Origin of the sequence: Aeromonas sp. FDAARGOS 1408 (assembly GCF_019048665.1) — a bacterium.
Taxonomy (GTDB): domain Bacteria; phylum Pseudomonadota; class Gammaproteobacteria; order Enterobacterales; family Aeromonadaceae; genus Aeromonas; species Aeromonas dhakensis.
Genome location: NZ_CP077394.1, coordinates 111,043 through 132,567, shown reverse-complemented (window position 1 = coordinate 132,567; position 21,525 = coordinate 111,043). Strand labels below are relative to the sequence as shown.

The 21,525-nt window shown below is 56.3% G+C and carries 22 protein-coding genes; 14 read left to right on the top strand and 8 right to left on the bottom strand.

Going from position 1 to position 21,525, the window contains the following annotated elements; translation table 11 throughout:
* Nucleotides 1-159: 159 nt before the first annotated feature.
* From I6L38_RS00725 to I6L38_RS00700, 4 genes are all read left to right on the top strand, one after another.
* The gene (locus tag I6L38_RS00725) at nucleotides 160-678 is read left to right on the top strand and encodes a hypothetical protein (protein ID WP_216989007.1); all 519 of its coding nucleotides are present in this window, start codon (nucleotides 160-162) and stop codon (nucleotides 676-678) included.
* Nucleotides 679-803: 125 nt separating this feature from the next.
* Nucleotides 804-1,574, top strand: a complete 771-nt coding sequence (locus I6L38_RS00720) for a hypothetical protein (protein ID WP_216989006.1) — start codon at nucleotides 804-806, stop codon at nucleotides 1,572-1,574.
* A gap of 152 nt (nucleotides 1,575-1,726) precedes the next feature.
* A complete protein-coding gene (locus tag I6L38_RS00710) occupies nucleotides 1,727-2,668 on the top strand; it encodes a protein kinase (RefSeq protein WP_216989005.1) in 942 nt (313 codons plus the stop codon).
* 627 nt (nucleotides 2,669-3,295) lie between these two features.
* Nucleotides 3,296-3,859, top strand: coding sequence for a hypothetical protein (locus I6L38_RS00700; RefSeq protein ID WP_216989004.1), 564 nt, complete (start codon nucleotides 3,296-3,298; stop codon nucleotides 3,857-3,859).
* A 339-nt stretch (nucleotides 3,860-4,198) separates the two neighbouring features.
* Here the strand turns inward: I6L38_RS00700 and cysC are convergent, their stop codons facing one another.
* The 5 genes from cysC to cysG form a co-directional block, all read right to left on the bottom strand.
* Nucleotides 4,199-4,789, bottom strand: coding sequence for an adenylyl-sulfate kinase (cysC, locus tag I6L38_RS00695; RefSeq protein ID WP_216989003.1), 591 nt, complete (start codon nucleotides 4,787-4,789; stop codon nucleotides 4,199-4,201).
* A 138-nt stretch (nucleotides 4,790-4,927) separates the two neighbouring features.
* Nucleotides 4,928-6,652 (bottom strand): SLC13 family permease, encoded by a 1,725-nt coding sequence (locus I6L38_RS00690; RefSeq protein ID WP_043171269.1) that lies wholly within the window; start codon nucleotides 6,650-6,652, stop codon nucleotides 4,928-4,930.
* 4 nt (nucleotides 6,653-6,656) lie between these two features.
* Nucleotides 6,657-8,084 carry a sulfate adenylyltransferase subunit CysN gene (gene cysN / locus I6L38_RS00685; protein WP_216989002.1) on the bottom strand — a complete coding sequence of 476 codons (1,428 nt, stop codon included), beginning with the start codon at nucleotides 8,082-8,084 and terminating at the stop codon, nucleotides 6,657-6,659.
* Nucleotides 8,085-8,108: 24 nt separating this feature from the next.
* Nucleotides 8,109-9,017 carry a sulfate adenylyltransferase subunit CysD gene (gene cysD, locus I6L38_RS00680; protein ID WP_054543456.1) on the bottom strand — a complete coding sequence of 303 codons (909 nt, stop codon included), beginning with the start codon at nucleotides 9,015-9,017 and terminating at the stop codon, nucleotides 8,109-8,111.
* A 103-nt stretch (nucleotides 9,018-9,120) separates the two neighbouring features.
* Nucleotides 9,121-10,539, bottom strand: coding sequence for a siroheme synthase CysG (gene cysG, locus I6L38_RS00675; RefSeq protein WP_216989001.1), 1,419 nt, complete (start codon nucleotides 10,537-10,539; stop codon nucleotides 9,121-9,123).
* 187 nt (nucleotides 10,540-10,726) lie between these two features.
* Between cysG and I6L38_RS00670 the strand changes: the two genes are divergently transcribed.
* Together I6L38_RS00670 and I6L38_RS00665 are read left to right on the top strand one after the other, a co-directional pair.
* The gene (locus tag I6L38_RS00670) at nucleotides 10,727-11,647 is read left to right on the top strand and encodes an SPFH domain-containing protein (protein WP_005304750.1); all 921 of its coding nucleotides are present in this window, start codon (nucleotides 10,727-10,729) and stop codon (nucleotides 11,645-11,647) included.
* The gene (locus tag I6L38_RS00665) at nucleotides 11,644-12,099 is read left to right on the top strand and encodes an NfeD family protein (RefSeq protein ID WP_216989000.1); all 456 of its coding nucleotides are present in this window, start codon (nucleotides 11,644-11,646) and stop codon (nucleotides 12,097-12,099) included. The genes I6L38_RS00670 and I6L38_RS00665 overlap by 4 nt, the downstream gene beginning before the upstream one ends.
* Before the next feature lie 80 nt (nucleotides 12,100-12,179).
* On the opposite strand, the gene I6L38_RS00660 is transcribed toward I6L38_RS00665, so the two are convergent.
* The gene (locus I6L38_RS00660) at nucleotides 12,180-12,593 is read right to left on the bottom strand and encodes a CBS domain-containing protein (protein WP_005304756.1); all 414 of its coding nucleotides are present in this window, start codon (nucleotides 12,591-12,593) and stop codon (nucleotides 12,180-12,182) included.
* Between the two features lie 156 nt (nucleotides 12,594-12,749).
* Between I6L38_RS00660 and I6L38_RS00655 the strand changes: the two genes are divergently transcribed.
* From I6L38_RS00655 to I6L38_RS00645, 3 genes are read left to right on the top strand one after another with little or no spacing between them, the layout of a single operon-like run.
* A complete protein-coding gene (locus tag I6L38_RS00655) occupies nucleotides 12,750-14,660 on the top strand; it encodes an ABC transporter ATP-binding protein (RefSeq protein WP_216988999.1) in 1,911 nt (636 codons plus the stop codon).
* Nucleotides 14,653-15,114: a DUF2390 domain-containing protein gene (locus I6L38_RS00650; protein ID WP_216988998.1), complete on the top strand. Its 462-nt coding sequence runs from the start codon at nucleotides 14,653-14,655 to the stop codon at nucleotides 15,112-15,114. The genes I6L38_RS00655 and I6L38_RS00650 overlap by 8 nt, the downstream gene beginning before the upstream one ends.
* Nucleotides 15,108-15,962: a 23S rRNA (adenine(2030)-N(6))-methyltransferase RlmJ gene (locus I6L38_RS00645; protein WP_216988997.1), complete on the top strand. Its 855-nt coding sequence runs from the start codon at nucleotides 15,108-15,110 to the stop codon at nucleotides 15,960-15,962. Before I6L38_RS00650 ends, I6L38_RS00645 begins: the two co-directional genes overlap by 7 nt.
* 78 nt (nucleotides 15,963-16,040) lie before the next feature.
* Here the strand turns inward: I6L38_RS00645 and I6L38_RS00640 are convergent, their stop codons facing one another.
* A complete protein-coding gene (locus I6L38_RS00640) occupies nucleotides 16,041-16,259 on the bottom strand; it encodes a hypothetical protein (protein ID WP_216989560.1) in 219 nt (72 codons plus the stop codon).
* A 186-nt stretch (nucleotides 16,260-16,445) separates the two neighbouring features.
* Between I6L38_RS00640 and I6L38_RS00635 the strand changes: the two genes are divergently transcribed.
* From I6L38_RS00635 to I6L38_RS00615, 5 genes are all read left to right on the top strand, one after another.
* On the top strand, nucleotides 16,446-16,808 hold the full coding sequence (locus I6L38_RS00635) for a DUF2061 domain-containing protein (protein WP_005304770.1): 363 nt from the start codon (nucleotides 16,446-16,448) through the stop codon (nucleotides 16,806-16,808).
* 99 nt (nucleotides 16,809-16,907) lie between these two features.
* On the top strand, nucleotides 16,908-17,498 hold the full coding sequence (locus I6L38_RS00630) for an MliC family protein (protein ID WP_216988996.1): 591 nt from the start codon (nucleotides 16,908-16,910) through the stop codon (nucleotides 17,496-17,498).
* Nucleotides 17,499-17,833: 335 nt separating this feature from the next.
* Entirely contained in the window at nucleotides 17,834-18,262 is a 429-nt protein-coding gene (locus tag I6L38_RS00625) for a VOC family protein (protein ID WP_216988995.1), read from the top strand.
* Between the two features lie 262 nt (nucleotides 18,263-18,524).
* Nucleotides 18,525-19,109 (top strand): hypothetical protein, encoded by a 585-nt coding sequence (locus tag I6L38_RS00620; protein ID WP_139399259.1) that lies wholly within the window; start codon nucleotides 18,525-18,527, stop codon nucleotides 19,107-19,109.
* A gap of 38 nt (nucleotides 19,110-19,147) precedes the next feature.
* Nucleotides 19,148-19,750, top strand: a complete 603-nt coding sequence (locus I6L38_RS00615; RefSeq protein WP_017780495.1) for a hypothetical protein — start codon at nucleotides 19,148-19,150, stop codon at nucleotides 19,748-19,750.
* A 154-nt stretch (nucleotides 19,751-19,904) separates the two neighbouring features.
* Here the strand turns inward: I6L38_RS00615 and putP are convergent, their stop codons facing one another.
* Nucleotides 19,905-21,422 (bottom strand): sodium/proline symporter PutP, encoded by a 1,518-nt coding sequence (gene putP, locus I6L38_RS00610; protein ID WP_017766278.1) that lies wholly within the window; start codon nucleotides 21,420-21,422, stop codon nucleotides 19,905-19,907.
* Nucleotides 21,423-21,525 lie beyond the last annotated feature (103 nt).

The window sequence follows — 21,525 nt, the reverse complement described above, 5'->3', positions numbered from 1 at the left end:
TGTGGAACAGCCGCATGTTTCTATGTGGAAACATTCCGTATAATAAATTGTTAACTGCCTCGAGGAATCATGGAGTTATCCAACATTACATATCAAGGGCCAGAATATCAGGCAGACCAATAGGTTGAGTCATTACTCCCTGATAATCTGCTTTCACTCTTGAAACAAATAAACGGTTTTATTCAGTTTGGTAGCGGGCTACATGTGCGAGGTCTCTGTAATGAACCTGAATGGCACAGTTTAAGGGCAGCACTATTTGGAGAAAATGCGATCCATAATCTCTACCCTTCGGTAGAAAAATCAGATGTTCCGTTCGCTCAAGATTGTGTAGCAGATCAATACTTACTAAGAGATCGCACTGTCTATAAACTCTTCGCTGAAACTGGAGAGCTTGAGAGTCTTGATTTTGGTTTGGGGTCTTTCTTGGCTGCGGCATCAACTGACCCGGTGGAGTTTCTTGGTTTAGAACCGTTGTTACAGCTTCAAAATCAAGAGCAACACCTAGAACCAGGTCAAGTGATACATGTTTACCCTCCGTTCTGCACGGAAGAGGCTAAAAACGGAGTGTCACTAAAGCCCGTAAGCATCACAGAGGAAATAGTATTTTTAAGTGATTTCTCTAAGCAAATAAACACAGTGGGTAATGGCGGTAAAATTGAAATTCGAGTCACAGAGTAGTCAGCTGTTAACAAGCGGCTGCACCGGACAAATTTTCGCTGTCAACTTTTTTGCGTGGCAAAAAAGCCGCCATCAAAAATCTGCTCGGTGAGCCGGACGTTATATGCTTTCAAGTGAAGGAAGTTATGAGTAAGGAATTAATTGAATTTTTGAGACCATACGCTCTACTAGTAATTGAGCAGAATGGAAAAATTAAAGCTGCTGACTTTTATCAAAAATTGCTGCTTACATGTAAAAACTGCGGTGTAGATGAATCTTGGATTGAGTCGAATTCTCATCAAATCTCAATTTTCACTCAGAAATTGATAGATGTTGCTCTTTGCGACTGGCTGGAAAAACAATATAAAAACTACCCGCTCCCAACAGTTCGCGATGGCAATAAGGTGATTTCAGGAAAGGTCGAATCTGTCTCTGAAACTTCTGCTAGTTCGATGTATTCGTATTCAGAACAATGTGGTTGGGATCTTTGGCGTGCTAGTGGTATGTCTGGTGGAAAAAAACTCCAAGAAATCACTCTACACGATGAGGCTAATTCCTATTACGTTGTATGGGGCAAAGATGCTATTGGTGTACGCCAGTTTAATATCATTGATTTTGAGTGGGTGGATAAGAACGGATACCAAATAATAGTCAAAAAGACCTTGGAAGGGCACGGAGAAGGGTTCGGGAATTCGAAATCTGTTACTGTTAACCAAGTTCATTATCCTTCTATACGTAGTGCATATGCTCGTATCAATCCACAAGTTACTTATTCAACGGTTTGTGCTCGTCTTAGAAAAGGGCAAACACCTGAAGACGCATTTGATAAACCGAGTATGAGATTAAATAGTGACATCAATAAGCTTGGTATCGTTGTAAGAAAAGACAATTGGGTTAAAAGTCGACGATCTATTTAATACGCATATAACAAACTGTTTAAGAGTGATTCGCAACGCGTGGCATTTTTACTATGCGTTGTGTTTAGTGTTTAAGGTGGTATGCGGGGGCATCGGTATTGCGTTGCTCACACCTTAACAGGGCGTTATGTTTCCGAATGAAGAGGAAAGTTTTGGATATCAATTTATTAAATCCTATCGGTGACGGTAGGTTTGCAGATGTATGGCTAGGCACCGACGAAATTGGAAGGAACGTTGCTGTTAAAGTGCTCAGAGAGGAAGGTAAAGGTGTATCTACAATTTTAGATCACGCCAGAGCTTTGGTTAGGTCAAAGCATAAGAATGTAGTAGATGTGTATTCAATTGAAAGTGTATTCATTCCAAATATTGGGAATGAAAAGTGTATTGTCATGGAACACATTGATGGTATTACGCTGGAAGAACGATTAAATGGTGATTTAACTAATCAAGAGGCTTATAGACTTGGTCATGAAATTTCGGAAGGTGTTAAGCACATCCATGCTCAAGGTCTAGTACACATGGACTTGCACGACGAAAACGTGCTGGTAGAGCATGACGGAAATGTAAAGCTAATTGATATTATGTACTTAAGCTCGCTAAAAGATGTGCCTGAAATGACACAGGCAACTCGATTTAAGTATGATAAAAAACAATTGATTAGCCTCTTAAGTGAAATATGCTCCAAATCCCCTCTTGGAGATGAGGCTAGAATTGAATTTAGCTCGGGAATTTCAGAAGACTCAGAACTAGAGGATATAACTCAAAGTTTCGAGAATGTATTTACGCTCATTCGCTTGGGCTTAGAGTATATGATCAACACATTCAAAGTGAATGGAGTGCGTGCCAAACATTATAAATTTAGGTCAGAGTGTGCTCATGATGTGGATGAACTTAGGAAACTCATGGGCGGTGATATTCTAAGTATTCAAACCCAACAACAGTATTTTCCAGATAATAATGTTGACCTCATTACAGCATTAGAACTAGAAGATGTCCGTAACTTTATGCGTCAAGTGGTTGATGGTCATGTAATGCTTCAAACAGTCCAGTACTATTACGACTACACAGGAGAACGGGATTACGAACTTATCTAAAACATAGCAAACTGTTCAAGAGGGATTCGCAACGCGTGGCATTTTCACTATGCGTTTGTTTTAGTGTTTAAGGCGGTATGCGGCGGCTTTTGTATTGCGTTGCTCACCCCTTAACAGAGTGTTATATGTGTTTTAGCTAGCCCCAATCGAATCAAGCACATAGAATTGGCAGACTTGTTTCCAACTTGGTTTTCAGCATGAATAGATCAAGAATGTTTGGGATTGTGGCATCACTATTAGGATTGTCAGCTTTAATCTTTACTCTGATGGACGGCTCACATTTTCCAGTAATTCAATGGCCATACGAAGCATATCAAGGTTTAGTCTTTTCGTTTGTTTGGGGCTTTGGCGTATCAGCGACGGTTGGATATTTACTCTCAATCCTAGTTTTCATAGGTGTTGCTGTGGTTTGCTTTTCAGTGGGTCATAAAATATCGCGTAGCATGTTTGGGAGAGGCTAACTTTAGCTTAGAGTTCATACACATAACAAACGCCTCAAGAGGGACTGTCAACGCGCGGCGTTTCCAGTCCCAATGAGCTGCGGTGGTTACGGTTGTTGTGTTTGAGTTTAGTGGTAATGCGTTGTCAGCCCCTTAGGCGGGCGTTAGGCTACAAAGAGGATGCTAATTGGAAAAATATGCGTTGTTAGTAAGTCTATTGGCACTATTTTTTACGTTGTTCAGTTTTTGGTGGATGAACTGGCGTAAAGGTAAGCTTAATTGTGGTCCTGTAAGCGCTTTATATGCAGGTACGGCAACTGAAAGCAGTGCTGAGTTTAGTCAAAGGAAAATACAAGTATTAGGTGTCCCTCTAATTCTTTGGAATTCAGGTGCATGCCCTTTAGTTATAAGTCAACTAAGAGTTGAACTGTCAGAGTTGGGACTGGTGTGGGATTATGAAAGAACTCAAAGTACTTTTGATATACACGCCTCTAGTATCGAAGCAGACTACTTTACTATGCCACTTTCACTGAATCCTAATGAAATTAAATCAATTAATGCAGTGTTTAATTTAAGGCTAGATGGTTTTGAATTTATGCCGCGAAAGTATAAGTTTAAAGTTCAGGCTATGATGTTTGGTGAAAATAAGTGGAGAGATATCGTAGCTACAGAGCTGGATTGCTCCAAATTTAGCAAAATGCAAATTTTTGAGTTAGCTGAATACTGTAAGCCATATAAGGTTGGCAAGTAGCCTAACAAACTGTTTAAGCAACTATTGGGACACCCATCATTTTGAGCAAGCCTTGATGTCGGGAACTATTAGGAGAACTATTAGGACACCCACAATTTTGAGCAAACCTTGGTATGGCTGGCGGTGGCTGCCGTGATAGCACTATCATTGACGGCTTCGGTTCAGAGAAGAGGAAAGCTTGCGATTTAGGCTTTAAAAGTGGTTTTTCAGCCAGCTCCAGCCATGGCATCAAAGGCGATGCAGCCCGTAGGTTCGAATAGCGCAGCGTATTCGGACAATCGCGAATAACCGCGCCGAGATAACAATTCAGCTCCCTGTGTAAAACGGCCCACTCACCAGCTACAGGTAATTCCCTTGCCTTAGCGCAGCCAGCAACTCATCCACCAAGGCATCTACCGGTTTACCGGCATTCAGCAGATGGATTTCCGGCTGCTCGGGCGCCTCGTAGGCGGAGTCGATACCGGTGAAGTTGCGAATTTCCCCTGCTCGCGCCTTCTTGTAGAGCCCCTTGGGGTCGCGCTCTTCGCACACGCTAAGCGGCGCATCGACGAACACTTCGACAAACTCCCCTTCACCCACGAGATTGCGCACCAGCTCCCGCTCGGCACGGAACGGCGAGATAAAGGCGGTGAGCACGATAAGTCCCGCATCCACCATGAGTTTTGCCACCTCGCCAACCCGGCGGATATTCTCCTGGCGGGCGGCGTCATCGAAACCGAGATCGCCACAGAGGCCGTGGCGCACATTGTCCCCATCCAGCAGATAGGTGTGCTTGCCCTCGGCGGCCAGCGCCTGCTCCAGCGCCCCCGCCAGAGTGGATTTGCCCGCCCCCGACAGGCCGGTAAACCAGATCACCAGCGGCTTCTGTCCCTTCTGCTCGGCCCGGCTCTGTTTGTCGACTGCATGGGCATGCCACACGATATTGCTCATCCAAAACTCCTTGCTTGGCGCTCGCGCCTCAATGCTGAAACGGTCTGGCTCCTTGAGCTCAGCCTCTGGCCACTCGCCACTGACGGGGGCCATGGTCGTCGTGTATTCCTACTCCCTGCAAAGCCCAGTTGCGCCGCCTTAAAACGGAAACAGCAGGGGCACCATGACGATCACCCCGATGCTGTAGGCCAGGGAGACCGGCAGGGCCAGCTTGAGGTAGTCCGGCATCTTGTAGTTGCCTGCCGCATAGACCATCAGGTTGGTCTGGTAGCCGTAGGGCAGGATAAAGCTGGAGCTCGCCCCGAACAGCACCGCCAGAATGAACGGCATGGTGGAGACGTCCATGCTGAGCGCCAGCTGGTAACCCATGGGGAAGGCCAGCGCAGCCGCGGCGTTGTTGCTCATCAGCTCGGTCAGCACCAGGGTAAACAGGTAGATGCCGATAAAGGCGATGATGGGGCTCGCGCCGTTGAACTCCCCCATCAGCCAGTCGGCGATAAGTTTTGCCAACCCGCTCTGCTCCAGCTGATCGGCGATGGCCAGCGCCCCGCCCACCACCAGCCAGATATCGAGCGGAAAGCGGCGGCGGATCTCGTCCAACGTCAGAATGCGGGAGAACAGCAGCACCACCAGCATCACCAGCAACCCCTTGAACAGCGGCACCAGATCGAGCACCGACAGGGTCAGCACCCCGAGGAACCCCGCCACCACGGCGGCGCTGCGCGTGGCATCGAGCCGGGTGGAGGCCTCCAGCCCGCTCACCACCACGAACTCGCGGGAGAGGGACTTGTTGCCCGCAAACTTGGGGCCGGGGGCCAGCAGCAATGTATCCCCTGCGTGCAATTCAATCTGGCCGAGGCCGCCGGTGAGCTGGGTCTCACCCCGGCGCACCGCCAGCACCACCGCATCGAAGTGGGTGCGAAACTCCGCATCCTTGATGGTCTGACCCACCAGCCGCGAGCTGTGGCTGACGATCACCTCCACCAGGTGCTGGCCGTTGAGCCGGTGCTGGCCGTAGAGATCCAGCCCCTTGAGCTCCTGCAGCACGCCGACGCTCTCCACGTCACCGCAAAACAGCAGCATGTCCCCTTCGTGCAGCTCGTGTTCCGGCTGCACCGGGCAGATCACCTGGTTGCCACGAATGATCTCGGCGAGATAGAGGCTTTTCAGGCTGCGCAGGCCGTTCTCCTTGACGCTGCGCCCGGCCATGGGCGAGCCGGGGCCCACCTTGGCTTCGAGAAAGTAGCCGGATTCCCGGCTCATCTCGGTGTCCTGCTCCGGCAGGTGGCGGGCAAACAGCAGCACGGCGATGAGGCCTGTCAGCAGGGTCCCCGCCCCCACCATGAAGAAGTCGAACATGCCGAGCGGCTTGGCCCCCATCTTGATGAGGAAGCTGTTGACGATGAGGTTGGTGGAGGTGCCGATCAGGGTCAGCACGCCGCCAAAGGTCGCCGCGAAGCACATGGGCAGCAGCAGCCGGGACGGCGCATGGTTGGGATTGCGTTTGACCGCCCCCAGCATGGAGGCCACCACGGCGGTGTTGTTGACGAATGCCGACAGGAAAGCGGTGGAGAACCACACCTTCACCAGCACCTTGTTGAACGAGCCTGTGCCCACCAGGTTGGCAAACCAGCTCATGACCCGGGTCTTCTCCACCGCGAGCGACACCAGCAGCAACAGCACCAGGGTCAGCAGGGCGCTGTTGGTGTAGCCCGCCACCACGGCGTTGATGTCCGCCAGGCCGCTCAGGTAGGTGATGAGCACGGCGCCCGAGAAGAGCAGCGCCGGCCGGAGTTTGCCCTGGATCAGCAGGGCGACGAGGGCAGCCAGCAGACCCAGCACCAGGGATTGTTGCCAGGTCATCGGCTTACTCCTTGCTTGCGTCGTTGCTGATGGTCAGCGCCTGCCAGTGGGGGAAGTGCTTGCGCACCAGAGCGTTGAGCTCGACTTCGAACTCGCTGTATTGCCCTGCCACCGCCTTGGCCGCCAGCCCTTCCACTATCATGCCGGCACCGACGGTGACGTTGGTCAGCCGGTCGATCAGGATAAAGCTGCCGGTGTCGCGGATCTCCTGGTAGGGATCGAATGCCACCGGGTCGGTCAGGCTGAATTCACACAGGCCGATCTCGTTGAGCTTGAGCTCGGAGGCCGGCAGCTCGTCGAGCTTGTTGATCTCGATACGGTGGCGGATGGCCTCCACCTGGCCACGGCTCTTCTTGGTGGCCAGCTTGACGTCATAGACCCGGCCCGGTTGCAGGGACTCTTCCCCCATCCAGACGATGTGAGCCAGCACGTTCTGGGTCACCTGGGGCTTTTTCGCCGCATCCACCAGCAGGTCGCCCCGGCTGATGTCGATCTCGTCCGCGAAGGTGACCGTGATGGCCTGACCCGGCAGGGCGTACTCCAGATCCCCGTCGAAGGTGACGATGCGAGTCACCGTGCTCTCCTTGCCGGAGGGCAGCACGGCCAGGCGGTCGCCGACCCGCAGGATGCCGGAGGCCAAAGTGCCCGCGAAGCCGCGAAAATCAAGGTTGGGGCGGTTCACGTACTGCACCGGCAGGCGCACCGGGTGACGCTCCAGCTCGCGCTCCACTTCCGCGCTCTCCAGCAGGGAGAGCAGGGTCTCGCCCTGATACCAGGCCAACTTGTCGCTTGGGTTCACCACGTTGTCACCGTCCAGCGCAGAGACCGGCACGATGTGGATGGTGTCAACGCTGAGCTTCTTGGCGAACTCGCGGTAATCGGCACTGATGCGCTCGAACACCTCCTGGCTGAATTCCACCAGATCCATCTTGTTGACCGCCACCACGAACTGCTTGATGCCAAGTAGGCTGGCGATAAAGCTGTGACGGCGGGTCTGATCCAGCACCCCCTTGCGGGCATCGATCAATATGATGGCGAGATCGCAGGTGGAGGCGCCGGTGGCCATGTTGCGGGTGTACTGCTCGTGGCCTGGGGTATCCGAGATGATAAATTTGCGCTTGGCGGTGGAGAAATAGCGGTAGGCCACGTCGATGGTGATGCCCTGCTCGCGCTCCGCCTGCAGGCCGTCCACCAGCAGCGCCAGGTCCAGCTTCTCGCCGGTGGTGCCGAGCTTCTGGCTGTCGGACTCCAGCGCTTTGAGCTGATCTTCATAGATCTGCTGAGAGTCGTGCAGCAGGCGGCCGATGAGGGTGCTCTTGCCGTCGTCCACGCTGCCGCAGGTGAGAAAGCGCAGCAGGCTCTTGTGTTGCTGGGCGTGCAGGTAGGCTTCAATGCCCTGTTCGCTGATGGCGGTCTGAATGTGGTTGTTCATGTTGCGATTCCTTAGAACATTTTTTTAGAAATAGCCCTGACGCTTCTTCTGCTCCATGGAGCCGGCCTGATCGTGGTCGATGAGCCGCCCTTGCCGCTCGCTCGAGGTGGTGATCAGCATCTCTTCGATGATCTCCGGCAAGGTGGTGGCATTGGATTCGATGGCCCCGGTCAGCGGGTAGCAGCCGAGGGTACGAAAGCGCACCAGCTCCTGCTTCACTTCATCTTCCGGGCCGATGGGCATGCGCTCGTCATCCACCATGATCTTGATGCCATTACGCTCCACCACAGGGCGATGAGCGGCGAAGTAGAGCGGGACTATGTCGATGTTCTCGAGGTAGATGTATTGCCAGATATCCAGCTCGGTCCAGTTGGAGAGCGGGAAGACCCGGATGCTCTCCCCCTTGTTGACCTGGCTGTTGTAGACGCGCCACAGCTCCGGGCGCTGGTTCTTAGGATCCCAGCGGTGAGACTTGTCACGGAAGGAGTAGACCCGCTCCTTGGCACGGGACTTCTCCTCGTCGCGGCGGGCACCACCGAAGGCGGCATCGAAGCCGTATTTGTTGAGCGCCTGCTTGAGCCCCTCGGTCTTCATGATGTCGGTGTGCTTGCCGCTGCCGTGCACGAAGGGGTTGATGCCCATGGCGAGCCCTTCCGGGTTCTTGTGGACGATCAGATCCAGCCCGTACTTTTTGGCGGTCTCGTCACGGAACTTGATCATCTCCTTGAACTTCCAGTCGGTGTCGACGTGCAGCAGGGGGAAGGGGATCTTGCCCGGATAGAAGGCCTTGCGGGCCAGGTGCAGCATGACGGAGGAGTCCTTGCCGATGGAGTACATCATCACCGGGTTTTCAAATTCGGCAGCCACCTCGCGGATGATGTGGATGCTCTCGGCTTCCAGTTGCTGCAGATGGGTCAATCTTTCACGGTCCATGTCTGGGTCCTCGGTTCATTGCTGACGCGCCTGGTCGGTGCGCGGTCTTGGTTCAGGTCGGTGCCGCCATGGCAACACCGTCAAATCGATTCGGGTCTCTGCCTCAGGCCAGGCTCACCAGCTTGAGCTCGTGGCCGCTGTCGGCCCCCTGCGCCGTCTCGCCAAACCAGGCGAGCTGTTTACGCAGGGCAACCACCTCGCCGATGACGATAAGGGAGGGGCTCACCGCCTGGGCGGCCAGCTCGGCCAACTCAGCCAAGGTGCCGGTCAGCACGCGCTGCCGCGCCGTGGTGCCGCGCTCTATGATGGCGATGGGGGTGGCGCTGCTGCGGCCATGGTTCACCAGCTGCTGCTGGATATGCTCGGAGCGCATCAGCCCCATGTAGATCACCAGGGTCTGGCTGGTGGCGGCGAGCTGCTGCCAGTCGGGCTCCTTGCCCTCCTTCTGGCAGTGGCCCGTGATAAAAACGGCGCTCTGGGCATGGTCGCGGTGAGTGAGCGGAATGCCCGCATAGGCGGTGGCACCGGCGGCGGCCGTGATGCCGGGCACCACGGAGAAGGGGATGCCCTCCTCTGCCAGCACTTCCAGCTCCTCGCCACCACGGCCGAACATGAAGGGGTCGCCCCCCTTGAGCCGCACCACCCGGTTGCCCGCCCTGGCGTATTCCACCAGCAGGCGATTGGTCTCTTCCTGGGGCACGCTGTGGGCGCCGGCCTTCTTGCCGACCGACACCAGGGTGGCGTCGCGGCGCACCAGCTCGAGGATCTCGGCGGAGACCAGCTGGTCATAGAGCACCACCTCGGCCTGTTGGATCTGTTGCAGCGCCTTGAGGGTCAGCAGGCCCGGATCGCCGGGTCCCGCTCCTACCAGCACCACCTCGCCCACCTCGGTCTGGGCTTGGTCAAGCCCCTCGTTCAGCCACTGCTCGGCACCCTGCCAATCGGCTTTCTCAATCAAACCGGCCAGGGTATTGGAGGCAAAGGCGCGCTCCCAGAAGCGACGACGGTCGGAAATGGAAGAGAGCACCCGCTTGGCCCGGTCGCGTACCCGACCGGAGAGCTCGGCCAGGCCGCCGAGGTGGCGGGGCAGCAGGCTCTCGAGCCGCTCGCGCAGCAGGCGCACCAGCACAGGCGCCTTGCCGCCGCTGGAGACCGCCACCATGATGGGGCTGCGATCGATGATGGAGGGGAAGATAAAGCTGGAGCGCTTGGGGTCGTCCACCACGTTGACGAACAGGCCGAGCTGGTTGGCGCTCTGATAGACCAGAGCGTTCACCTCGAGGTCGTCGGTGGCGGCCACCACCAGGATCTGGCCGGCCAGATGGGCCGGGGTGAAGCGCTCCGCCAGATGGGTGAAGCGGCCGGCAAATTCATGGAAGTCGGGTTCAAGCTCGGGAGAGACCAGGGTCAGCTTGGCACCGGCCGCCAGCAGCAGGCGTGCCTTGCGCAGGGCCACTTCGCCCCCACCCACCAGCAGCACAGGGCGACCGTCCAATTTGGCAAACATCGGCAAATAATCCATTTCGGCCCATCCCTCGGAACACGACTAATATGGGGCGACTATAGGCAGGGCTGCTTATCCCTCAAAATAATAAAAAATGCTTTTTAATGCGTTTTAGTAATTAACAAAGCCGTATGATGACAAAGGCGCTTGTGGTGCCGCACGCAAGGCCATAGGCTAGTGAAAGTGTTTCATAAGGAGCTAAATGATGAATGAGTCATTGATTGTGCTGGGGATCTTTGTGTTTCTGGTACTTCTCACCCTGAGCGCCGGTATCAAGATAGTGCCGCAGGGTTACAACTGGACCGTGGAGCGCTTCGGCCGCTACACCCGCACCCTCTCCCCCGGCCTCAACCTGCTGATCCCCTACATAGATCGCATCGGCCACAAGATCATCATGATGGAGCAGGTGCTGGACATCCCGGCGCAAGAGGTGATCTCCCGCGACAACGCCAACGTCACCATAGACGCCATCAGCTTCGTGCAGGTGGTAGATGCCCGCAAGGCGGGCTACGAGGTCAACGATCTCACCAGCGCCATCCGCAACCTGACCATGACCAACATGCGGACCGTGCTGGGCGCCATGGAGCTGGACGAGATGCTCTCCCAGCGCGACACCATCAACGAGAAACTGCTGCGCACCATGGATGCGGCCACCGCCCCCTGGGGCATCAAGGTGACCCGGATCGAGATCAAGGATGTACGTCCGCCGCTGGCGCTGGTCGAGGCCATGAACGCCCAGATGAAGGCCGAGCGCCAGAAACGGGCCGAGGTGCTGGAGGCCGAAGGGGTGCGCCAGTCCAAGATCCTGAAAGCGGAAGGGGAGAAGCAGTCCCAGATCCTCAAAGCCGAGGGGGAGCGTCAAGCCGCCTTCCTCGCCGCCGAGGCGCGGGAGCGGGCCGCCGAAGCGGAAGCCAAGGCGACCCACATGGTGTCAAAAGCCATCGCCGAAGGGGATCTGCAGGCCATCAACTACTTCGTGGCCCAGAAATACACAGAGGCGCTGGCCCGCATCGGTGAAGGCCCCAACAGCAAGGTGGTGATGATGCCGCTGGAGGCGGGCAGCCTGATCGGCGCCGTGGCCGGCATGGCCGAGCTGTTCAAGGATGGCAAGGGCGGCAAGTCATGACAGCCCTGTTCGAGGGGCTGACCCACTGGCACTGGCTGGGGCTCGGCTTCGTGCTGCTGGCCATCGAAGTGCTGGGCTCGGTGGGCTTTCTGCTCTGGACCGGCATCGCCGCGCTGGAGGTGGGCCTGCTGCTGCTGGTCTGGCCCTTCGGCTGGCAGGCCCAGCTGCTGCTGTTCGCGCTACAATCCCTGCTCACCACCTGGGCCTGGTGGCGCTGGCAGCACCGCCGGGATCGCTCCGATCAAGATGCCGCCGCCCCCATCAACGAGCGGATGCAGGGGTATCTGGGGCGCGAGCTGGTGCTGCTGGATGACGTGACTCAGGGGATGAGCCGGGTACACCTGGACGACACCGCCTGGACGGTGCGCTGCAGCCAGCCACTGCTCGCCGGCAGCAAGGTGCGGGTGACGGGGCATGACTCCCATATCCTGCTGGTGGAGCCGCTGTCCTGACACGAGGGCTGGCACCAGTGACCAACAACAAAGGGCTCCGCGGAGCCCTTTTTCATTCTCTTGCAATCCGTACCGGTGAGTTAGAAGGCGTCGCTGTCGAGGGCGGCGCGCAGCAGATCCTTCCAGCTGATGATGCCGACCAGGGCGCCATTTTCCAGCACCGGCAGGCAGGAGACGTTCTTCTCCAGCATCAGCTTGACCCCTTCCCGCACCGTGAGCTGGGGAGCGATGGTGATGGGGTGGCGGCTCATGATCTGGTGGGCGCGCCGGTTGAGGGTCTCGGTGTCGCGGCTCATCTCGGCCTCGGAGTCGAGATAGGGGCTGATGGCACGAAACAGGTCCCGATCGGAGATGACTCCTACCAGCTCCTCCTCTTCCAGCACCAGCAGATGGCGAAAGTGGGCCTGCTCGAAGATCTCCTTGATGACGCTCAACCTGTCGTCCATGGATACGGTGGCGACCCGGGTCGTCATGATGTCCCTGATATGCAGCATGCTAGCCTCCACCGTCATACTGATTGATAGTTCTGTTATGACATGTTTTTGTGGTGCCAGCCAGTAGCAGGCCCGTACCTAAAGTGCAAACCGGCGCCATTTCACGTAAGATCCGCGCCAGTTTTTCTCCTTCATTTGAGCCAAGCAGACCAATCCATGATAGTTGCCAGTCAAATCGAACTGATCCGCGGCGGCCGCAAGCTGCTGGACAACGCATCCGCCACCATTCACCCCGGCCACAAAGTGGGTCTGGTGGGCAAGAACGGCTGTGGCAAGTCCACCTTTTTTGCACTGGTACGGGGCGAGCTGGCCATCGACAGCGGCAGCTTCAGCCTGCCCGCCGGCTGGCAGATTGCCGGGGTGGCACAGGAGACCCCGGCGCTGGACTGCTCCGCCCTCGACTACGTGATCGACGGCGACAAGGAGTTCCGCGCGCTGGAGGCCGAGCTGGCCCAGGCCGAGCGGGATGACAACGGTCTGCTGGTGGCCGAGCTGCACGGCAAGCTCGACACCATAGGCGCCTACAGCATCCGCGCTCGCGCCGCCGAGCTGTTGCACGGCCTCGGCTTTGGCGACGAGCAGCTCGGCTCGCCGGTGCGCAGCTTCTCTGGTGGCTGGCGCATGCGCCTCAACCTCGCCCAGGCGCTGCTCTGCCGCTCCGATCTGCTGCTGCTCGATGAACCGACCAACCACCTGGATCTCGACGCCGTCATCTGGCTGGAGAAGTGGCTCAAGGGCTATCAGGGCACGCTGGTGCTCATCTCTCACGACCGCGACTTCCTCGACTCTGTGGTGACTCGCATCATCCATATCGAGAACGGCAAGCTCAACGAATACAGCGGCGGCTACTCCGACTTCGAACTGCAGCGCGCCGAACACCTGGCCCAGCAGCAGTCCATGTACGAGAAGCAGCAGCGGGAGATGGCCCACATGCAATCCTATGTGGATCGCTTCCGCTACAAGGCCTCCAAGGCCCGTCAGGCCCAGAGCCGATTGAAGGCCATGGAGCGGATGGAGAAGATCCTGCCCGCCCACGCCGACTCCGAGTTCAGCTTCGAGTTTCGCGAGCCGTCGGCCCTGCCGACCCCGCTGATTGCCATGGAGAACCTCAGCGCCGGTTACGGCGACAAGGTGATCCTGGAGAAGATCAAACTCAACCTGGTACCGGGTTCACGCATCGGCCTGCTCGGTCGCAACGGCGCCGGCAAATCCACCTTCATCAAGATGCTGGCGGGATCCAACCCGCCGCTCTCCGGCAAGCTGGAAGTGAGCGCCGGGGTCAGCATCGGCTACTTCGCCCAGCATCAGCTGGAGACCCTGCGCCTGGACGACTCCCCCCTCGATCATCTGGTACGCCTCGCGCCGGACAAGACCGAGCAGGAGCTGCGCAACTACCTCGGCAGCTTTGGTTTTCACGGTGACAAGGCGCTGGACAAGGTGGCCCCCTTCTCCGGTGGCGAGAAGGCGCGGCTGGTGCTGGCCCTCATCACCTGGCAAAAGCCCAACCTCTTGCTGCTGGATGAACCGACCAACCACCTGGATCTGGAGATGCGCCACGCCCTGACCATGGCGCTGCAAGGGTTCGAGGGGGCCATGGTGGTGGTCTCCCACGACCGTCACCTGCTGCGTACCACCACAGATGACTTCTATCTGGTGCACGGTGGCCGGGTCGAGGCCTTCGACGGCGATCTGGACGACTACCACAAGTGGCTCGGCGAGCAGGAGAAAGAGGCCAACGCCAAACAGGACGATGGCCCTGTCTCCGCCAACTCGGCGGTGGCGCGCAAGGATCAGAAGCGGCGCGAGGCGGAGTTCCGGCAAGCGACCCGACCACTGCGCCAGAAGCTGGAGAAGCTCGAAACCAGCATGGAGAAGCTGCAGGCCAAGCTGGCCGCGGTGGAAGAGCAGCTGGCCGATCCCGCCATCTATGAAGAGAGCGCCAAGCAGAAGCTCTCCGAACTGCTCAAGTCCCAGGGCCCCATCAAGGAGGAGCTGGAAGGGGTGGAGCTGGAGTGGATGAGCCTCAGTGAGGAGCTCGAAACCATGGAGCAAGCCTTCCTTGCGTGACGAACAGCTGATGACGAGCGAGCGGATCGACGCCCACGAACTGCCGGGCCCGCTCGACTTCTGGCACTGGAGCGGCGAAACCTACGGCATGCGCAGTCAGGACTGGCTCAGCGTGCAGGCACTGGGGGGCAACGTCAACCTGGCCCTGTTGCTGCACCGGCTTGATCAGAGCAGCATCCCGGTGGATCTCACCGACCTGCAACCGGCGCTGGTGCAGACCGAGGCGGTGCTCGGCCCCTGGCGCACCCTGCGTTCGAGCGCCAAGGCGCGGCTCGGCGAGCAGGAGTATCAGGCCATGCTGGCCCACGAGCTGGAGCTGGAACGGCTGCAACAGGGAGTGCTGCTGCAGACCCTGCGCAGCCTCACCCTGTTTCGCGGCAACAGCCGCAACCTGTTGAACTATCTATCGTTACTGGGGGCCCAGCAGGGCCCCCTCAGAGACCTAATATGCTGAGTTATCGCCACGCCTTTCACGCCGGAAATCACGCCGACGTGCTGAAACACGCCGTTCAGGCCCTGATCATCGAGTCCCTCAAGAAGAAGGAGAAACCCTTCATCGTGCTGGACACCCATGCCGGTGGCGGTCTCTACGACCTGCGCGGCGACTGGTCCCAGAAGAAGGCGGAATACGCCGACGGCATCGGCCGGTTGTGGAACGAGCGGGCCCAGTGGCCGGCCATGGCCCCCTATCTGGACGTCATCGCAGATATGAATGTCGATGGTCAGTTGCGCTACTACCCCGGCTCGCCGGAGCTGTCGCGCCGCCTCGCCCGCGAGCAGGACAAGCTGGCTCTGATGGAGCTGCACAACAACGAGGTGGAGGACCTGCGCGCCAACATGGGATACGACCCCCGCGTCGCCGTGCACCATCGCGATGGCTTCGAGGGACTGGTGGCCCTGCTGCCCCCCACGCCGCGCCGCGGCCTGGTGCTGATAGACCCGCCCTATGAGCTCAAAGAAGATTACTTCGCGGTGGTCGATACCCTGAAAAAGGCGCAAAAACGCTGGGCCACCGGCATCTACGCCCTCTGGTATCCCATTCTGGGTGAAGAGGCGGACAAATCCCGCGACATGCTGCGCGCCATCAAGCGGGAAAACTTCGGCAACGTCCTGGTGGCCGAGCTGGAAGTGGCCGGCCAGACCGCCGACTGGGGCATGAACGGCTCTGGCATGCTGATAGTGAGCCCCCCCTGGATGCTGGACGAGCAGATTGAAGCCTTCTTGAAACCTCTGTGCGCCAAGCTGGCTCAGGGCGCCGGCGCCCAGTACAAGGTTGAGTGGCTGAACAAGGCCGAGGCCTGACCGTTCATCCGCCACAAAAACGACAAAGCCCCGCGAGGGGCTTTTCTATTACTGCGGCGATTGTGGCTGAGGGGGCAGCTATTGCCGGGTACCAACCTCTGCTGGGAGATCCCGCCAGAGCGCCAGAATAAGCAGCGCTAGCAGGGCGAAAGGCGGGGCCAGGCTGAGCAGCATGCACAGCACTGTGATCAGCGCCGGATGCTTGCTCTTGCGGCAGGCCAGTCGCCAGGCCACGACGCCGACGATGATCATCAGCAACAGGATAAACTGCCCCATCAGGGTGGCGTTGATATTCATATGCATGAAAGCTCCTTTTTCATGGCAAAGGCTCACTCTAACGCCGCTGTGGCCCCAGGCAACTCCCAATCCGGTGAGGGCGTTCTCACTTGATAGGCCCTCCCTATCCAACTATTAGATGAGAATAGTTTTCATTTAATGCGGTTTCGGGGGATACTCTGCTCATCACCAGAGGGAGCCGCCATCATGAAAAAGACCATCAGCTTTGCCGTTTTGCACTTCACCGTGGCCTTCACCGTGGCTTACCTGCTGACCGGTGAACTGCTCACCGCCAGCCTGATCGCCCTGATCGAACCCGCCGTCAACACGGTCGCCTTCTACTTCCACGATCTTGGCTGGCACAAGCTCAAGCCCCACCACAGCCTGCAGGCCAAGACCAGCAGCTTCGCCCTGGTGCACTTCTCGGTGGCCTTCGGCGTCGCCTACCTGCTGAGCGGCGAGCTGCTCACCGGCGGCGTGATGGCGATGATCGAGCCTGCCATCAACACCGTCGTGTTCTTCTTCCACGAGCGGCTATGGCGCGCCCGCCAGTCCCTGGCGCTGGCCTGATCTCCCTCCCCTTGTCTGGGGCCGCCCGGCGCAAAAAATGCTCGGCGGCCCAGCGCCATTGTGCTTTAGTAGCCGGGTCCCCCTTGCTGGAGCCCCTCGATGAACAAGACCTTGCTTGCCACTCTGCTGTTTGCCCCTTTATTGGCCACCGCTGCCACCCCCTCCTTCGATTGCGCCAAGGCGAAAGGCGCCGCCGAAACCCTGATCTGCAAGGATGCCGCGCTGGCGGCGCTGGATAACGAGCTGGCGGCCCTCTACCCCAAGGCAATTGCCGCGTTCTCACCCGAGCAGCAGAAAACCGAGCGCGCCATCCAGCGCGGCTGGATCAAGGGGCGCAACGACTGCTGGAAGGCGGGCGATCTGCGCCAGTGCGTGGAAGATAGCTACCAGTTGCGGATCACCGAGCTGCAAATCAAGGGCGGCCAGCTGATGGTGCCGGCACCGGTGAACTACCAGTGCGACAAGAACGTCACTCTCTCCACCTACTTCTACAACGAGGCCAAGCGGCCCGCCGCGGTGATCAACCTGGACGAGGGTGAGGGTACTGACCCGCTGCAGGTGCTCACCTATGAAACCCCCAGCGCCAGCGGTGCTCGTTATGAAGGGCAAAACCTCACCCTCTTTACCAAGGGGGGCGAAGCCAGGCTGGAGCGTGTCGGCCAGCCAACTCTCACCTGCACGCAGCGCTAATCCAGAAACCGATCACTTGGGGACGGCGGCATCCACGCCGCCTTCTCCTGCCCGCCCCCTCTGCTCTCGCCATATCTATCAATTTATTGATCTTGCTCAGAAATAACTCACAGCCCCCTTTTCCCCCATCCAAGGGGCGTTACTATGGCCAAATGGCAACATTCGCCTCGTCGGAGTCTCCCCCATGAGCCATGCCAACCCTCTCGCAGGTAACAAGCAGCACACTGGAAGCTGAAATTCAGGGGCGGTAGCCATGCCATCGGCTTGCCAACCCTGCCGCTCACAGCAAGGGGCCGGCCGGCGACTCCTCCACAACATGCAAAGCAAGGTGGTGTATGGAAACACAAACACTGCATCGCGGTCGGCTGATCGACCATCTCCAGTTGGTGGTAAAAAACCTGGCAGCCAGCCAGCGCTTTTACACGGCCGCACTGGCCGCCCTCGATATTCCCATAGGCGGCACGGGTGAGGGTTACTTCTGGGCAGACGAGCTGTTTGTCACCGCCATCGACAGCCCGGCGGCGCTGGGTGCATTGACCGGCCGTCATCACCTCGCCTTTCAGGCACAAGACAGGGCCATGGTGGATCGCTTCTATCAGGCGGCGCTGGCCAATGGGGGCCAGGACAACGGCGCCCCCGGCGAGCGCAATTATCACCCCGGCTATTACGCAGCCTTTGTGCTCGACCCGGACGGCAATAATATCGAAGCGGTTTATCACGGCGAGGCAAAGCGCAGTGCAGAATCGGTGGAGATTCGGTTTTAGCAAGAAGAAAGAATATCAATAATTAGAAGATCTTTTTATTTTGAATTCCTTAATGAAATCATTTCTATTTTTTGAACTAACGTAATGCAACCATCAAACACTATAATAAAACAAATGTACTTATATAACAGAGGACTATTGATTTATTAATACTAAAATTAAAAAGTAAAAAGTAAAAAGTAAAAATAAGTGTACTAAAGACCATACCATGGTATTGGTATAGGCCTCAATCTAGTCACTATTAGCTAAAAAAAGAGAGAGCATGAGTAAAGAATCCGCTATTGGTTTATGGGTAAGCATAATTACAGGTTTTTTTGGTATTTTTGGTGTTTTTTTGAGTGCTTATATTTATTGGGAACCACTGGATGATAAATTGACAAACTCAAGAGATTTCTTAGGAATTTGGCAGACAGAATATAGTTATAAAATCACTAACGGCACTACAACTGTTAGAGGGACAACAGAGTATTTCAAAAGTGGGATGTATAACTTTACAGGAGTTATTACAAACTCAATTAGTAATCAACTGGGTACTGTGAAGATTATGTATGATGTTGATGGGGCAGGAACGTGGAAAAATGACAAAAATAACCTCTACATTACATTATCTGACTCAAAATCTCACCCTCGCCACCTAGAAGTCGATGGTAAGCAGATTGACCTTAATGAGCATATTTTTAGAGAGCTAATTCCAAAGCTTGAGTCATTTTTACCAAAAAATACTTCTGATCAATATCTCATCGTAGAGAAAAACTCTAAAAAAATCACTTTCGAACTTGATGATCCATTTGGTAAAAATTTCCCCATGATTATGTGGAAAGTGGATAAGAAGTATCAGAGGCAATAGCTTAACTAAATACGGTTAAAATGCGGATATGATAGTATATGAAAAACAGCGATTTTAAAGATATTATCGTTAATAACTCAGAGGTCGTTCTCGACTACATATTAAAAGATGGTCTTTTAAAAGACATACCAATAATTAACAACTTAGTTAGCCTTTACAATATCAAGACAACTATTAGCGATAAAATTTTTTATAGAAAGGTAGTCAGCTTTTACGAGACCTTTTACAACGTAAATAGAGCGCATTTCGTCAGGTGGAATAGTTGGGCTTTAGAAAATACTGAATCCGCTGAAAAAATTGCAAGCACTCTTATCCTACACATTGACTCTCAGCATGAGCTTATTAAATGTAAGATTATTGGTCACATATTCAGGAGTTTAGTGGAAGAGAAAATAACTTTGAATGACTTCGAGGCTTACCTTTATGTCATTTCAATGTGTTCCGTTAGTGATTTAAAGAAACATTGTGTCGAGGGTGGTGATCTGTCATCTTCTACGGAAGCATCTTTATCTCAAAGATTACAGTTTGTCGGCTTTTACTGTTTTACTCCAGAATCACTGAGCCACAATGACAAACTCGAGTACGAAATTACTAATAGTGGCAGTGACTTCATAGCGTTAATGGAAGGGTTTAGTTGGTGAAAACCAAACTCCAATACACGGCTCAAGAAAGTAGTCAACGTTAATAGAGAACTAAAGTGGTCCCTCGAGCAGCTTTGCAGCCGCAGACTATGCCCAACTAAGCGCCATAAAAAAGCCCCGCATCGCGGGGCTTTTTATTATCGCAGTAGCCAACTCAGTTGACGGTTGCCGGTTGACCCAGCGCATCCGGCGGGGTCTGGAACTCGCGCTCGGCGTCGTCGAAGCGCTCCAGCATGGCCTTGGAGGGGGCCTTGTCCAGCAGGCTGAACACCAGGATGGCGAGTCCGGAGAAGAGGAAGCCGGGGATGATTTCATAGAGTCCCAGCCAGCCGAACTGCTTCCAGACGATGACGGTCAGAGCGCCCACCAACATGCCCGCCAGGGCGCCGTTGCGGGTCATCCGTGACCAGAGCACGGAGAGCAACACCACGGGGCCGAAGGCGGCGCCAAAGCCGGCCCAGGCGTAGCTCACCAGCCCCAGCACCCGGTTTTCCGGGTTCATGGCAACGGCGATGGCGATGAGCGCGATCACCAGCACCATGGCGCGGCCGACCCACACCAACTCTTGCTGGGAGGCGTTCTTGCGCAGGAACGGCTTGTAGAGATCCTCGGTGATGGCGCTGGAGCACACCAGCAGCTGGCAACTGAGGGTACTCATCACCGCCGCCAGGATGGCGGAGAGCAGCACGCCGGCGATCCAGGGGTTGAACAGGATCTTGGAGAGCTCGATAAAGACCCGCTCCGGGTTAGCAGTCACACCGCCAGCCTGCTCGGTGAAGGTGGAGAAGTAAGAGAGACCGAAGAAGCCGATGGCCACGGCGCCGCCCAGGCAAAGCACCATCCAGGTCATGCTGATGCGACGGGCATTGGTCATGGAGTGGTGGGAGTCCGCCGCCATGAAGCGCGCCAGGATGTGGGGCTGGCCGAAGTAACCCAGGCCCCAGGCCATCAGCGAGATGATGGCGATGAAGTCCAGGTTCTTGAACATGTCGAGGTTGCCGGCGTTCTGCGCCGCCACCTGCACCATGGCGGTGTCGATGCCGCCCACGGCGATGATGACGAACACCGGGGTGAGGATCAGGGCGAAGATCATCAGGGTGGCCTGCACGGTATCGGTCCAGCTCACCGCGAGGAAGCCGCCGAAGAAGGTGTAGGTGATGGTGGCCGCGGCACCGACCCAGAGGGCGGTGTCATAGCTCATGCCGAAGGTGCTCTCGAACAGGCGGGCTCCGGCCACCACGCCGGAGGCGCAGTAGATGGTGAAGAACAGCAGGATCACCAGGGCGGAGAGGATGCGCAGCACCCGGCTCTTGTCCTCGAAGCGGTAGGTGAAGTAGTCCGGCAGGGTCAGGGCGTTGCGGTTCTTCTCGGTATGTACCCGCAGCCGGCCGGCGACCCAGCGCCAGTTGAGATAGGCACCCAGGGTGAGGCCGATGGCGATCCAGCTCTCGGAGATGCCGCCGATGAAGACGGCGCCCGGCAGGCCCATCAGGAGCCAGCCGCTCATGTCGGAGGCACCGGCGGAGAGGGCGGTCACCCAGCTCCCCATCCGGCGGCCGCCGAGGATGTAGTCGTCAAAGTTGCGGGTGGCGCGATAGGCGATAAAGCCGATCAGGACCATCCCGAGGATGTACACCAGAAAGGTGATGAGCATGGGTGTGCTGGCTGTCATTCAAAACTCCGTTATGTGACGTGTGTGCCCGTTCTGACGACGGACTCTTCCTTAAAAAAACCGCCCTAGCTTAATCAGCAGATCCCATGACCTCAACCTTTTT